Below are 12,895 nucleotides of genomic sequence, written 5' to 3' on the forward strand. Positions count from 1 at the left end.
GGGGCTCCTCGGGCCTGCGAGGGTGGGTTCCAGCGTCTACTAGCGAGTACTGGGGATTACTAAGCAGTAACTTAATCAGTCTGTGCTGACACTATCCACTTATTCCGCCGCGCTGTAGCCGGGCAGGCGGTGATCTGTGTCGCTCAGGTAAGCCTGGCCACGCCGGGTGAGGCCGCGGACCGCCCCGCGCAGGGGTGTGCGTACGGCCTCCGTCAGGATCGCCAGATCCATGGCGACCCGGTGGTGCTCGGCGTAGTGCTGTTCGAGCAGGGCTGCCTCGTTCCACGGCATCGCGGAGCGGTGGCGTACCTGCGCCAGGCCGGTCAGGCCGGGCTTCAGTTCCTGCCGCCAGTGTCGCGCGCCGGCGGCCCGGCCCCGTTCGTCACCCGGCGCGAGCGGTGCGGGGCCGACCAGTGAGAGCTCGCCCCGCAGGACGTGGGGGAGCCGGGAGAGCACGTCCAGCCGCAGCCGCCGGGTGCGCAGTGACCGCAGTGTGAAGGTCCTGCCCGCCAGTCCGGTCCGGGGGGAGCGCGTCAGTACGCCGCCGGGGTGCCCCTGCACGGCGAGTGCGAGGGCGGCCACGGCGAGCAGGGGAGCGACCAGGAGCAGCAGGGCCGAGCCGAGGGTCAGGTCCAGGGTGCGCTTGGCGGTGGGGCGCGGCGGTGGCGCCGGGGCCAGTGCTCTCAGTCTGCCGAGGGCGCGCGCCGCGAGGGGTGGTCGCGGGGGCTGCCATGTGCGCCTCGGCTGCCTCGGTCTAGGCATCGGCCCCTGCCCTTGCCTCTGTCTCTGCCGCTGCCTGTGCATCTGCATCGTTCGCACCTGCCTGGGGTCGGCTGCCTGGAGTCGGATCGGATGCCGGTTTTGCGTGGCTCACGGCATTTTGTGACAGAACGATCCCATGACGCGATGATGGGGAGGGGTGTGTGGCCCCCGCCGCGGGAAGGTGTCGCCCGGAATCGACTCGGGATCCGTCCCGGGAGTGACCCGTATGCGGCGTGTGTGCGCAGTCACGAAGGCGAGAAATCGCAGGTGGCGCGCGGTGCATGCACAATAGTTGAGTCGACTCGGCTCAGGTCCTTTGACTCTGGGACTCAGGTCATGCATCCTTGAGCCAGATCCACTCAAGTAGTCAGTTGGAGGAATTGAAATGGCACGTGCGGTCGGCATCGACCTGGGCACGACTAACTCCGTCGTCAGCGTTCTCGAAGGCGGCGAGCCCACCGTCATCACCAACGCCGAAGGCGCCAGGACCACGCCGTCCGTCGTCGCCTTCGCGAAGAACGGCGAGGTACTGGTAGGCGAGGTCGCCAAGCGTCAGGCGGTCACCAACGTCGACAGGACGATCCGTTCGGTCAAGCGCCACATGGGCACTGACTGGAAGATCGAGATCGACGGCAAGGGCTTCAACCCGCAGCAGATGAGCGCCTTCATCCTGCAGAAGCTGAAGCGTGACGCCGAGTCCTACCTGGGCGAGAAGGTGGCCGACGCGGTCATCACCGTCCCGGCGTACTTCAACGACTCCGAGCGTCAGGCGACGAAGGAGGCCGGCGAGATCGCGGGCCTGAACGTCCTGCGTATCGTCAACGAGCCGACCGCCGCCGCGCTGGCGTACGGGCTCGACAAGGACGACCAGACGATCCTCGTCTTCGACCTCGGTGGCGGCACCTTCGACGTGTCCCTCCTGGAGATCGGCGACGGCGTCGTCGAGGTGAAGGCCACCAACGGTGACAACCACCTCGGTGGTGACGACTGGGACCAGCGTGTCGTCGACTACCTGGTGAAGCAGTTCGCCAACGGACACGGCGTGGACCTGTCCAAGGACAAGATGGCTCTCCAGCGTCTGCGCGAGGCCGCGGAGAAGGCGAAGATCGAGCTGTCGTCCTCGACGGAGACCTCGATCAACCTGCCGTACATCACGGCGTCGGCCGAGGGCCCGCTGCACCTGGACGAGAAGCTCACGCGCTCGCAGTTCCAGCAGCTCACCGCGGACCTCCTGGACCGCTGCAAGAACCCGTTCCACAACGTCATCAAGGACGCGGGCATCCAGCTCTCCGAGATCGACCACGTCGTTCTCGTCGGTGGCTCGACCCGTATGCCGGCCGTCGCCGAGCTCGTCAAGGAGCTCACGGGCGGCCAGGACGCCAACAAGGGTGTGAACCCGGACGAGGTCGTCGCCATCGGCGCCTCGCTCCAGGCCGGTGTCCTCAAGGGCGAGGTCAAGGACGTCCTGCTGCTCGACGTCACCCCGCTGTCCCTCGGTATCGAGACCAAGGGAGGGATCATGACGAAGCTCATCGAGCGCAACACCACGATCCCGACCAAGCGTTCCGAGATCTTCACGACGGCCGAGGACAACCAGCCGTCCGTGCAGATCCAGGTCTACCAGGGCGAGCGCGAGATCGCGGCGTACAACAAGAAGCTCGGGATGTTCGAGCTGACCGGTCTGCCGCCGGCCCCGCGTGGCGTGCCGCAGATCGAGGTCGCGTTCGACATCGACGCCAACGGCATCATGCACGTCGCTGCCAAGGACCTCGGCACCGGCAAGGAGCAGAAGATGACCGTCACCGGTGGCTCCTCGCTGCCGAAGGACGAGGTCAACCGGATGCGTGAAGAGGCCGAGCAGTACGCGGACGAGGACCACCGTCGCCGCGAGGCCGCCGAGTCCCGCAACCAGGGCGAGCAGCTCGTCTACCAGACGGAGAAGTTCCTTAAGGACAACGAGGACAAGGTCCCCGGCGACGTGAAGACGGAGGTGGAGACCGCGCTCACCGAGCTGAAGGAGAAGCTCAAGGGCGAGGACACCGCCGAGATCCGTACCGCCACCGAGAAGGTCGCGGCCGTCTCCCAGAAGCTGGGCCAGGCGATGTACGCCAACGCCCAGGCCGAGGGCGGCCCGCAGGGTGACGCGCAGCCGGGTGCCGAGCAGGCCCAGGGCGACGCCCAGGACGATGTCGTCGACGCCGAGATCGTCGACGACGAGAAGGACACCAAGGGCGGTGCGGCGTGACCGAGGAGACTCCGGGCTTCGAGGAGAAGCCCGACGTCCCCTCCGGCGCCACCTCTGACGACGCCGAGACCGAGGCCGCCGCCACCCCCTCTTCGGAGGAGGCGGCGGCCCCGGCCGGGGACGCGAACCAGACAGCCGGTCTGACGGCACAGCTGGACCAGGTCCGCACCGCGCTCTCCGAGCGCACGGGCGACCTCCAGCGGCTCCAGGCCGAGTACCAGAACTACCGTCGCCGCGTGGACCGGGACCGGGTCACGGTCAAGGAGATCGCTGTCGCGGGTCTCCTGTCCGAGATCCTGCCCGTGCTCGACGACGTCGGCCGGGCCCGTGAGCACGGCGAGCTCGTGGGCGGGTTCAAGTCGGTGGCCGAATCGCTGGAGACGGTCGTCGCCAAGCTCGGCCTGCAGCAGTTCGGCAAGGAGGGCGAGCCCTTCGACCCGACGATCCACGAGGCCCTGATGCACTCGTACGCGCCGGACGTCACCGAGACGACCTGCGTGGCGATCCTGCAGCCCGGGTATCGCATCGGCGAGCGCACCATCCGTCCCGCACGGGTGGCGGTGGCCGAACCCCAGCCGGGGGCGGCACCCGCGACCGCGAAGGACGCGAAGGAAGAGCAGGCAAGTGACGAGGAGAGCGGTGGCGGCGAGGAGGTCTGACATTCTGTCCGACCACCTGGCAGTACACCGCCCGGCCACCTGGCCGGTCGTCCGGAAGGAGGGACGTCGATGAGCACGAAGGACTTCGTCGAGAAGGACTACTACAAGGTTCTCGGCGTCCCCAAGGACGCCACCGACGCCGAGATCAAGAAGGCGTACCGGAAGCTCGCCCGCGAGTTCCACCCGGACGCCAACAAGGGTGACAACAAGGCGGAGGAGCGCTTCAAGGAGATCTCCGAGGCCAACGACATCCTCGGTGACACCAAGAAGCGCAAGGAGTACGACGAGGCGCGCGCCCTCTTCGGCAACGGCGGTTTCCGCGCCGGACCCGGTGGTGGCGGAGGCAACTTCAACTTCGACCTGGGGGACCTCTTCGGAGGTGCCCCGGGCGGGGGCCAGGGCGGCGGAGCCGGCGGCTTCGGCGGCGGCAGCGGCGGCCTGGGCGACGTCTTCGGCGGCCTCTTCAACCGGGGCGGCGGTGCGGGCACCCGCGTGCAGCCGCGCCGCGGCCAGGACATCGAGTCCGAGGTGACGCTCAGCTTCACCGAGGCGGTCGACGGGGCCACGGTCCCGCTGCGGATGTCCAGCCAGGCACCCTGCAAGGCGTGCTCCGGCACCGGCGACAAGAACGGCACCCCCAGGGTCTGCCCGACCTGCGTCGGCACCGGTCAGGTCTCGCGCGGCAGCGGTGGCGGGTTCTCGCTCACCGATCCCTGTGTGGACTGCAAGGGCCGCGGCCTCATCGCCCAGGACCCCTGTGACGTCTGCAAGGGCAGCGGCCGGGCGAAGTCCTCGCGGACCATGCAGGTGAGGATTCCGGCGGGCGTGCTGGACGGCCAGCGGATCCGGCTGCGCGGCAAGGGCAGCCCGGGCGAGCGCGGCGGACCGGCCGGCGACCTCTACGTCGTCGTCCACGTCGACTCCCACCCGGTCTTCGGCCGCAAGGGCGACAACCTCACGGTCACCGTGCCCGTCACCTTCACGGAGGCGGCGCTCGGCGGCGAGGTGAAGGTGCCCACGCTCGGCGGGCCGCCGGTCACCCTGAAGCTTCCCGCCGGCACCCCCAACGGGCGCACCATGCGCGCCCGCGGCAAGGGTGCGGTGCGCAAGGACGGCACCCGCGGCGACCTGCTGGTCACCGTGGAGGTGACGGTCCCCACGGACCTGGGTACGGATGCCCGGGACGCCCTGGAGGCCTATCGCAAGGCGACCGCGGACCAGGACCCGCGGGCGGAGCTGTTCCAGGCAGCGAAGGGAGCGTGAGATGGACGGCCGCCGACGTAATCCGTACCAGCTGACCGATGAATCCCCGGTGTACGTGATCTCGATCGCGGCCCAGCTCTCGGGCCTGCATCCCCAGACGCTGCGCCAGTACGACCGCCTCGGCCTGGTCTCGCCCGACCGCACGGCCGGGCGCGGCAGACGCTACTCGGCCCGTGACATCGAGCTGCTGCGCACCGTGCAGCAGCTGTCGCAGGACGAGGGCATCAACCTCGCCGGCATCAAGCGGATCATCGAACTGGAGAACCAGGTCGCGGCCCTCCAGCAGCGGATCGCCGAGCTCTCGGCGGCCGTGGACGGTGCGGACGCGGCTTTGCAGCAGCGCGAGGCGCAGGTGCACGCCTCGTACCGGCGCGACCTGGTGCCCTACCAGGACGTGCAGCAGACCAGCGCGCTGGTCGTCTGGCGGCCCAAGCGGCCGAAGGACTGAGCGGGGTTCGACCACCCGCGGACGGAGCCCGTCATCCCGGATTCTCAGGGGTGGCGGGCTTCTCCGTGCGCGGCGAGCGCCGTCGGCGGTGCAGCAGGATGATGCTGGTGGAGGCCTGGTCCCGGGGGCGATGCGGGCGGGTCGGGGAGCAGGGAGTTCCCCGGCTGATCCAGGGCGTGGCCACGCTCTCCCCTTTGCGCGGGCACACCCCCGACGCGGGGGAGAAGATCTGCTGGGTGCCCTCGGTCAGGAGTCCTGATCCAGGATTCCTGACTGGGCGATCAGGTAACCGAGCTGTGCACGGCTGTTGCTGCCGAGTGCGGCGGCGAGCTTGGCGACGTGGGCCCGGCAGGTGCGGACGTTCATGCCGAGACGACGGGCGATGGAATCGTCGACGTGGCCTTCTATGAGGAGCTGGGCGATGGAGCGTTGGACCCCGCTGATGCCCAACGGCGTCGGGTCGTACTTGACCTCTTCGCGCAACGGGGCCGCCCGGCTCCAGAGTTGCTCGAACACGTTGGCCAGGTACTCGACGAGTCCGGGGTGGCGCAGTTCCAGGGCGACCTGGCGATCGTCCTGGGCGGGGATGAAGGCCACGGTCCGGTCGAACACGATGAGGCGCTCGATGAGCTCCTCCAGCGTCCGTATCTCGACGTTGCCGTCAGCCATCCGGTCCGCGTACGCGAGCGTGCTGGGGCTGTGGCGCACGGTGTGCTGGTAGAGCGTGCGGATGCTGACCCCGCGGTCGACCACGGACAGGCCGCGTTCCAGCGACTTGCTGAGGCGATCTTCGATTCGGCCGCCGCCGGGCTGGACGGTGAGCACCTCGGTGCGGCACTCTGCGGTGGCCAGATCGAGAGCGGCGTTGATCCGGTTGACCCCCTCCAGCACCGTGATGGCGTGGGTGGTCGGCGGGCCCTGGGCGCTGATGTCCATGAAAGGCTCGAACGATTCGGTCAGCTGGACCGAGTGCCGGCGGCGCTCCAGGATCTCGCGCTCCACGGGATGCAGATGCTGTGCGAGGGCCGCTGACGGCGGGACCGGCCGGAGCCAGGCAGGGTCGTCGGGGTCGGGATGGAGCAGGGCGAACTCCATCAGGCAGGGCGCCGGTTCGACTTCGGCGCGCGCGATGCGTCCCAGACGCAATGCGCTGGCGTAAAGACGCCCTCCCGCCTCGCACAGTTCGGTGATCCCGTGAGGATGTGTCGGCTTTGTGTTATTTGCGGTCATATCTTCACCCCCAGGTTCCTGAACATGCAGGAACATGATGCATCTACTCAGTGGTGTTCGCGTGCCCAGGTGGGACATCGTCTTAGGTGCGGGGGAGAAGAATCCACAAGTGAGGACGAAGCCGACTATGTATAAGCGAATGCTTCGCTCGGCGCTTGCCGCCTCGTTCGTTGCGGCCCTGGGTATCGGGTTGCTGGGCGGCAGCGGCATCGGTCAGGGCAGCGAGGGGGCTGCCGCTGCCGGAGACATCGGCTGGACTGTCCTGTCCGCCGGCTCCGGCGACATCGGCTGGACTGTCCGGGCTGCCGCTCCCGGCGACATCGGCTGGACCGCCCCGGCCGTCAATTCGGGCGACATCGGCTGGACCACTCAGCCCGCCAGTGTGAACACAGCAGCATGACCACCCCGCCGGACGACCGGACATTCAGGCGCGAGATGGCAACCGCGTACCGCTCAGGGTGGCATTTCATCGACCTCGTCACGGCACTCCCCCACCGTGGTGATTCGTTGATGGTCACTCTGTTCGGCGACCCGGTCGTCGTCGCCCGCGAGGACGACGGCGAAGTCCGCGCCTACCGCTGTCTCCGCAAGCCGCGTGGCGCCCCGCAGCCCGTGCGTTGTGCGATTCGGTACGACATGATTTTTGTGAACCTCGCGCAGCGTGACCACCAGCTGTTCGAGCCTGAAGCCATCGCCGCCACCCCCCGCAGTGCCTGAGCGATCCCCCGTCGTTCCACGTCGCTCAGACACTCCCCCACACAACGGCGCCACCGTGACCTGAACACGGTGGCGCCGTTGTGCTGTGCCCGTACGCGGTCAGCCCCGGCCGAGCGCCCGGTCCAGGGTGATCTCGATGACGACCCGGTCCGGGTTGGGTGACGGCGTGCGCTCGTAGCGTTCCGTGTGACGGCGTACCGCGTCGTCGACCCTGTCCTGCTCCGTACGCACCCTGGCGACGCCCTCCAGGGTCGCCCAGCGGCGCTTGTGCACCTGGCAGACCGCGACGCGGGCACCCTCCGGACCCGCGGCCAGGATGTTGGCGACCTTGCGGCTCTTCCTGTTGGTGATGATGCGGGCGAGGCCGGCCTCCGGGTCGTACGTCACGCACACCGGGACCACGTGCGGGGTGCCGTCGGGGCGGGGCGTGGTGAGGGTGCACAGATGGTGCTCGCGCCAGAAGGCGAGGTACTCGGGACCGGGGTTGCGTACGTCGACTGCCATGGGGCCAAGGGTAGGCAGCGGGCGCGCCGTTCTGCGGTGGCGGGCAGGCGCACCGGCCGGTTCACTCGGACAAGGGGCACGGAACGGCGCGGGAGTGGGCCCGTTCTTGCCTTGAGTGGAATAGACTCAACTTTGTGCACGTTGACCGTGTCATCACCGAGTACGGGCCAGCCATCGCAAGGAGGAGAAAGCGCACGTGGACGCCGAGCTGACCAACAGGAGCCGGGACGCCATCAACGCGGCCACCACCAGGGCCGTGAAGGACGGGCACCCCGATCTGACCCCGGGGCATCTACTGCTTGCGCTGCTCGCGGGCGAGGACAACGAGAACATCGTCGATCTGCTCGCCGCGGTCGAGGCGGACCAGATCGCCGTACGCAGCGAGACCGAGCGGCTGCTGGCCGCGCAGCCCAGCGTGACCGGGTCGACCGTCGCCCCGCCCCAGCCCAACCGCGAGCTGCTCTCCGTCATCTCCGACGCGGCACGGCGGGCGAAGGAGCTCGGCGACGACTACATCTCCACCGAGCACCTGCTCATCGGCATCGCGGCCGAGGGCGGCCGCGTCGGTGAGATCCTCGACCGTCAGGGAGCCAGTGCGAAGAAGCTGCTGGACGCATTCGAGAAGAGCAGGGGAGGGCGCCGGGTGACCACACCGGACCCGGAGGGCCAGTACAAGGCCCTGGAGAAATTCGGTACGGACTTCACCGCGGCGGCCCGTGAGGGCAAGCTCGACCCGGTCATCGGGCGCGACCAGGAGATCCGCCGTGTCGTGCAGGTGCTCTCGCGGCGGACCAAGAACAACCCGGTGCTCATCGGCGAGCCCGGCGTCGGCAAGACGGCCGTCGTCGAAGGGCTCGCCCAGCGCATCGTCAAGGGCGACGTCCCCGAGTCCCTCAAGAACAAGCGGCTCGTCTCGCTGGACCTGGGCGCCATGGTTGCGGGCGCGAAGTACCGCGGCGAGTTCGAGGAGCGGCTGAAGACCGTCCTCTCCGAGATCAAGGAGAGCGGGGGGCAGATCATCACGTTCATCGACGAGCTGCACACCGTCGTGGGGGCGGGCGCGGGCGGTGACTCCGCCATGGACGCGGGCAACATGCTCAAGCCCATGCTGGCCCGCGGCGAGCTGCGGATGGTCGGCGCCACCACGCTCGACGAGTACCGCGAGCGGATCGAGAAGGACCCGGCGCTGGAGCGCCGCTTCCAGCAGGTGCTGGTGGCGGAGCCGTCCGTCGAGGACACCATCGCGATCCTGCGCGGGCTCAAGGGCCGCTACGAGGCCCACCACAAGGTGCAGATCGCGGACTCCGCGCTGGTCGCCGCCGCGACCCTCTCCGACCGCTACATCACCTCCCGTTTCCTCCCCGACAAGGCCATCGACCTCGTCGACGAGGCGGCCTCCCGGCTGCGGATGGAGATCGACTCCTCGCCCGTCGAGATCGACGAACTCCAGCGCGCCGTGGACCGGTTGCACATGGAGGAGCTGGCCCTCAAGAACGAGTCCGACGCCGCCTCCAAGCAGCGTCTGGACAAGCTCCGCCGCGACCTCGCCGACAAGGAGGAGGAGCTGCGCGGCCTCAACGCCCGCTGGGAGAAGGAGAAGCAGGGCCTCAACCGGGTCGGCGAGCTGAAGGAGAGCCTCGACGAGCTGCGCGGGCAGGCCGAAAGGGCCCAGCGTGACGGCGACTTCGACACCGCCTCCAAGCTGCTGTACGGGGAGATCCCGGGCCTGGAGCGGGAGCTGGCCGAGGCCGCGGAGGCCGAACAGGAAGCCGCGAAGGAGCCCAAGGAGACCCTGGTCAAGGAAGAGGTCGGCCCGGACGACATCGCCGACGTCGTCGGCGCCTGGACCGGCATCCCGGCCGGGCGGCTGCTGGAGGGCGAGACCCAGAAGCTGCTGCGCATGGAGGAGGAGCTGGGCAGGCGACTCATCGGACAGACCGAGGCCGTGCAGGCCGTCTCCGACGCGGTGCGCCGCACCCGGGCCGGCATCGCGGACCCGGACCGGCCCACCGGCTCGTTCCTCTTCCTCGGCCCGACCGGCGTCGGCAAGACCGAGCTGGCCAAGGCACTCGCCGACTTCCTCTTCGACGACGAGCGGGCCATGGTCCGCATCGACATGAGCGAGTACGGCGAGAAGCACAGCGTCGCCCGGCTGGTCGGCGCCCCGCCCGGCTACGTCGGCTACGAGGAGGGCGGTCAGCTCACCGAGGCCGTCCGCCGCCGCCCGTACAGCGTGGTCCTGCTGGACGAGGTCGAGAAGGCCCACCCCGAGGTCTTCGACATCCTGCTCCAGGTCCTGGACGACGGCCGGCTCACCGACGGACAGGGCCGGACGGTGGATTTCCGCAACACCATCCTGATCCTGACCTCCAACCTCGGCAGCCAGTACCTGGTCGACCCCCTGACCAAGCCCGAGGAGAAGAAGAAGCAGGTCATGAACGTGGTGCGGGCCTCGTTCAAGCCGGAGTTCCTGAACCGGCTCGACGACCTCGTGGTCTTCTCCGCCCTGTCCGGCGACGAGCTCGCCCACATCGCGGGGCTGCAGATCGACCGGCTCGCCAAGCGGCTGGCGGACCGCCGGCTCACCCTCGACGTCACCCCGGCCGCCCTGGCCTGGCTGGCCGAGGAGGGCAACGACCCGGCCTACGGCGCCCGGCCGCTGCGCCGGCTCATCCAGACGGCGATCGGCGACCGGCTCGCGAAGGAGATCCTCGCGGGCGAGGTCACCGACGGCGACACGGTACGGGTGGACCGGGTCGGCGACGGCCTGATCGTGGGCCCCGCGGCCTGACCGCGGCGCACGCCATCCCGGCCCGGAACGCGTCGGCGGCCCCGGTCCCCACCTGCTGGATATCAGCTTGTGGCGGATCGGGGCCGTGCGGGCTTGCCATGCCCCGCCCGGCATGGGAGAGGATGGCAGCCAACCGCACGAAGGGAAATTACGGTGAGCATCGATCCGTCCTCGATTCCTAACTTCGGGGGCCAGCCCGAACCGCAGGCGGCAGGACCGGAGGGCCCCGTCGTCCCTGACCAGGACCTCGTGAAGCAGCTTCTGGAGCAGATGGAGCTGAAGTACGTCGTCGACGACGAGGGCGACCTCGCCGCGCCGTGGGAAGACTTCCGCACGTACTTCATGTTCCGTGGCGAGGGCGAGCAGCAGGTCTTCTCGGTCCGTACGTTCTACGACCGCCCGCACGACACGGACCAGCGTCCGGTCCTGCTCGACGCGATCGACGACTGGAACCGCCGGACCCTGTGGCCCAAGGTCTACACGCACACGCACGAGCCCGAGGAGGGCGCCGAGGACACCGGCACCTCCGTCCGGCTGATCGGTGAGGCGCAGATGCTCATCGGCACCGGCGTCAGCCTGGAGCACTTCGTCTCCTCGACGGTCAGCTGGGTGCGGGCCTCGATCGAGTTCGACAAGTGGCTGCTGGAGCGTCTCGGCCTGGCCCCGGCCGACGAGAACGCGGACGGCGCGCAGCCGGCGGACGGCACGGAGCAGGCCGCTCCGGACGCCTGATCCCCGGCGCGGAACAACAGCCCGGCGCGGGGAGCGGTCCGATCGGACCGCTCCCCGCGCCGGGCTTTCTCACAGGCTCTTCAGCCCGGGTGACCGCCTCGGCCGGCACGGGCCGCTCCGCGGAGCAGTCCCTGAGCTGCCGCGTGCCGGCGTGGCGTCAGCGAGCCGCCGTGGGCCGGCCCTCGCAGAGCGCCGTCTCGACGGCGTCCCGCATGTCGTCGTCCTGGGCATCCGTGCCGCCCGGGTCGACGTTCACCATGGCCGTCGCCCGTCTGCCGTCGGCGGTGGCGCCGCCCAGGGTCTCGTACCCGAAGATGTCGCCGCCGTGGCCCCAGTAGACGCCGCCGCAGGGCAGCTGCCGGCCTTCCAGGCCCAGGCCGTAGTACCGGCCGTCCGTACCGGGGTGCGACGGGGGCGTCATCATCTCCTTGAGCTGCGCCGGACGTAGCAGCCTGCCGCCCACGAGCGCGCCCAGGAAGCGGTTGAGATCGGATGCGCTGGATATCATCTCGCCGGAAGCGCCCGCGACCGACGGGTTGATCGCGGTGACGTCCATCAGTGGCGCGTCCGGGCCCGGCCGTGCGTATCCGCGGGGGTGCGGGCCGAAGATCGCCGGGCTGTCACCCGGTACGGACGTCGCGTGCAGCCCGAGCGGCCTGATGATGCGTCGGCGGATCTCCTTGCCGTAGGTGTGGCCGGTCACCTTTTCGATGAGCATGCCGGCCAGCAGGTAGTTGGTGTTGGAGTACTTCCAGCTCTTGCCGGGCGGGCGGAAGGCCGGCTGGTGGGCGAGGGCCAGGTCCACCAGGTCGCGGGTGTCGTGGTGGGCGAGAGGGTCCTTGAGGATGTCCTGCGGGCTGAGGTAGGTGAGGTAGTCGGGCAGGCCGCTGGTGTGCTGCAGCAACTGCCGGACGGTGATCACCCGCCCGTCGCCGCCGGGGCCGCGGACGACGCCCGGCAGGTAGCGCTCAACCGGCGCATCCAGGGCCACGCGGTGCTTGCCCACCAGTTGCAGCACGACCGTCGCCACGAACGGCTTGGTCATGCTGCCGATCCGGAACCTGCTGTCGCCGCGCACCGGCGTCTGTGCCGGCACGTCCGCGACACCGCTGGTCAGCGACGAGCTGCCGTGCCGGCCACTCGTCCCGATGAGTGCCCCGGGCGCACCGTCCACGGTGGTCAGCCGGTGCAGGAGCGCGCGCAGCCGGGCGTCGTCCGGGGCGTGGGTGGAGGGTGCGGCCGCGGATACGGCCGCGGGTGACGCGGCGGCGACGTTTCCCGGCAGCATGCCTCCCAGGACGCCGGCCGCCACGGCCAGCGTGAGGGCTCCACCCAGCGTGCGCTTGTACTTGGTCACGTGTTCTACCTCCGTCGTAGCGAGCCCGGTCACCGCTGTCGAGGCGGTCGGCGCGGAGCGGCGAACCCTCGCCTCCCCGCGCCTGGCTCACGATGCCCGAACGGTGCCGGCCCGCACGATGGGGTGGTCATCCGGAACGGTGGTAGGGGCAGCCCCCGTGTCGCGGCCCCTGCCTCAACGCCCTTCG

The 12,895-nt window shown here is 69.6% G+C and carries 12 protein-coding genes; 8 read left to right on the forward strand and 4 right to left on the reverse strand.

Going from position 1 to position 12,895, the window contains the following annotated elements; genetic code table 11:
* Positions 1–99 precede the first annotated feature (99 nt).
* Complete coding sequence (locus LNW71_RS16215) at positions 100–762, reverse strand: sugar transferase (RefSeq protein ID WP_250968875.1); 663 nt, start codon at positions 760–762, stop codon at positions 100–102.
* Between the two features lie 385 nt (positions 763–1,147).
* Here LNW71_RS16215 and dnaK point away from each other — a divergent pair, with 385 nt between their 5' ends.
* The 4 genes from dnaK (at position 1,148) to LNW71_RS16235 (ending at position 5,377) form a co-directional block, all read left to right on the forward strand.
* Positions 1,148–3,007 carry a molecular chaperone DnaK gene (gene dnaK / locus LNW71_RS16220; protein ID WP_250968876.1) on the forward strand — a complete coding sequence of 620 codons (1,860 nt, stop codon included), beginning with the start codon at positions 1,148–1,150 and terminating at the stop codon, positions 3,005–3,007.
* On the forward strand, positions 3,004–3,666 hold the full coding sequence (grpE, locus tag LNW71_RS16225) for a nucleotide exchange factor GrpE (RefSeq protein ID WP_250968877.1): 663 nt from the start codon (positions 3,004–3,006) through the stop codon (positions 3,664–3,666). Before dnaK ends, grpE begins: the two co-directional genes overlap by 4 nt.
* A 69-nt stretch (positions 3,667–3,735) precedes the next feature.
* A complete protein-coding gene (dnaJ, locus tag LNW71_RS16230; protein WP_250968878.1) occupies positions 3,736–4,929 on the forward strand; it encodes a molecular chaperone DnaJ in 1,194 nt (397 codons plus the stop codon).
* A 1-nt stretch (position 4,930) separates the two neighbouring features.
* Entirely contained in the window at positions 4,931–5,377 is a 447-nt protein-coding gene (locus LNW71_RS16235) for a heat shock protein transcriptional repressor HspR (protein ID WP_250968879.1), read from the forward strand.
* A gap of 246 nt (positions 5,378–5,623) precedes the next feature.
* Here LNW71_RS16235 and LNW71_RS16240 read toward each other — a convergent pair whose 3' ends face one another.
* Positions 5,624–6,607 carry a helix-turn-helix transcriptional regulator gene (locus LNW71_RS16240; RefSeq protein WP_250972032.1) on the reverse strand — a complete coding sequence of 328 codons (984 nt, stop codon included), beginning with the start codon at positions 6,605–6,607 and terminating at the stop codon, positions 5,624–5,626.
* 139 nt (positions 6,608–6,746) lie between these two features.
* Between LNW71_RS16240 and LNW71_RS16245 the strand changes: the two genes are divergently transcribed.
* Together LNW71_RS16245 and LNW71_RS16250 are read left to right on the forward strand one after the other, a co-directional pair.
* A complete protein-coding gene (locus tag LNW71_RS16245; RefSeq protein ID WP_250968880.1) occupies positions 6,747–7,007 on the forward strand; it encodes a hypothetical protein in 261 nt (86 codons plus the stop codon).
* Positions 7,004–7,324, forward strand: coding sequence for a (2Fe-2S)-binding protein (locus LNW71_RS16250; RefSeq protein WP_250968881.1), 321 nt, complete (start codon positions 7,004–7,006; stop codon positions 7,322–7,324). The genes LNW71_RS16245 and LNW71_RS16250 overlap by 4 nt, the downstream gene beginning before the upstream one ends.
* A 99-nt stretch (positions 7,325–7,423) precedes the next feature.
* Here LNW71_RS16250 and LNW71_RS16255 read toward each other — a convergent pair whose 3' ends face one another.
* Positions 7,424–7,828, reverse strand: coding sequence for a TIGR03618 family F420-dependent PPOX class oxidoreductase (locus LNW71_RS16255; protein WP_250968882.1), 405 nt, complete (start codon positions 7,826–7,828; stop codon positions 7,424–7,426).
* A gap of 196 nt (positions 7,829–8,024) precedes the next feature.
* On the opposite strand from LNW71_RS16255, the gene clpB reads away from it, so the two are divergent.
* Together clpB and LNW71_RS16265 are read left to right on the forward strand one after the other, a co-directional pair.
* Complete coding sequence (gene clpB, locus LNW71_RS16260; RefSeq protein ID WP_250968883.1) at positions 8,025–10,619, forward strand: ATP-dependent chaperone ClpB; 2,595 nt, start codon at positions 8,025–8,027, stop codon at positions 10,617–10,619.
* 153 nt (positions 10,620–10,772) lie between these two features.
* Complete coding sequence (locus tag LNW71_RS16265) at positions 10,773–11,351, forward strand: YbjN domain-containing protein (RefSeq protein WP_250968884.1); 579 nt, start codon at positions 10,773–10,775, stop codon at positions 11,349–11,351.
* A gap of 157 nt (positions 11,352–11,508) precedes the next feature.
* Here the strand turns inward: LNW71_RS16265 and LNW71_RS16270 are convergent, their stop codons facing one another.
* Positions 11,509–12,708: a serine hydrolase domain-containing protein gene (locus tag LNW71_RS16270; RefSeq protein ID WP_250968885.1), complete on the reverse strand. Its 1,200-nt coding sequence runs from the start codon at positions 12,706–12,708 to the stop codon at positions 11,509–11,511.
* Positions 12,709–12,895: the final 187 nt, after the last annotated feature.

Source organism: Streptomyces sp. RKAG290, assembly GCF_023701695.1.
Taxonomy (GTDB): domain Bacteria; phylum Actinomycetota; class Actinomycetes; order Streptomycetales; family Streptomycetaceae; genus Streptomyces.

What these genes read in the sequence shown, in the direction of transcription:
- LNW71_RS16215 (WP_250968875.1), bottom strand. Translation starts at nt 762, where the DNA reads ATGCCTAGACCGAGGCAGCCGAGGCGCACATGGCAGCCCCCGCGACCA.
- dnaK (WP_250968876.1), top strand. Translation starts at nt 1,148, where the DNA reads ATGGCACGTGCGGTCGGCATCGACCTGGGCACGACTAACTCCGTCGTC.
- dnaJ (WP_250968878.1), top strand. Translation starts at nt 3,736, where the DNA reads ATGAGCACGAAGGACTTCGTCGAGAAGGACTACTACAAGGTTCTCGGC.
- LNW71_RS16235 (WP_250968879.1), top strand. Translation starts at nt 4,931, where the DNA reads ATGGACGGCCGCCGACGTAATCCGTACCAGCTGACCGATGAATCCCCG.
- LNW71_RS16240 (WP_250972032.1), bottom strand. Translation starts at nt 6,607, where the DNA reads ATGACCGCAAATAACACAAAGCCGACACATCCTCACGGGATCACCGAA.
- LNW71_RS16245 (WP_250968880.1), top strand. Translation starts at nt 6,747, where the DNA reads ATGCTTCGCTCGGCGCTTGCCGCCTCGTTCGTTGCGGCCCTGGGTATC.
- LNW71_RS16250 (WP_250968881.1), top strand. Translation starts at nt 7,004, where the DNA reads ATGACCACCCCGCCGGACGACCGGACATTCAGGCGCGAGATGGCAACC.
- LNW71_RS16255 (WP_250968882.1), bottom strand. Translation starts at nt 7,828, where the DNA reads ATGGCAGTCGACGTACGCAACCCCGGTCCCGAGTACCTCGCCTTCTGG.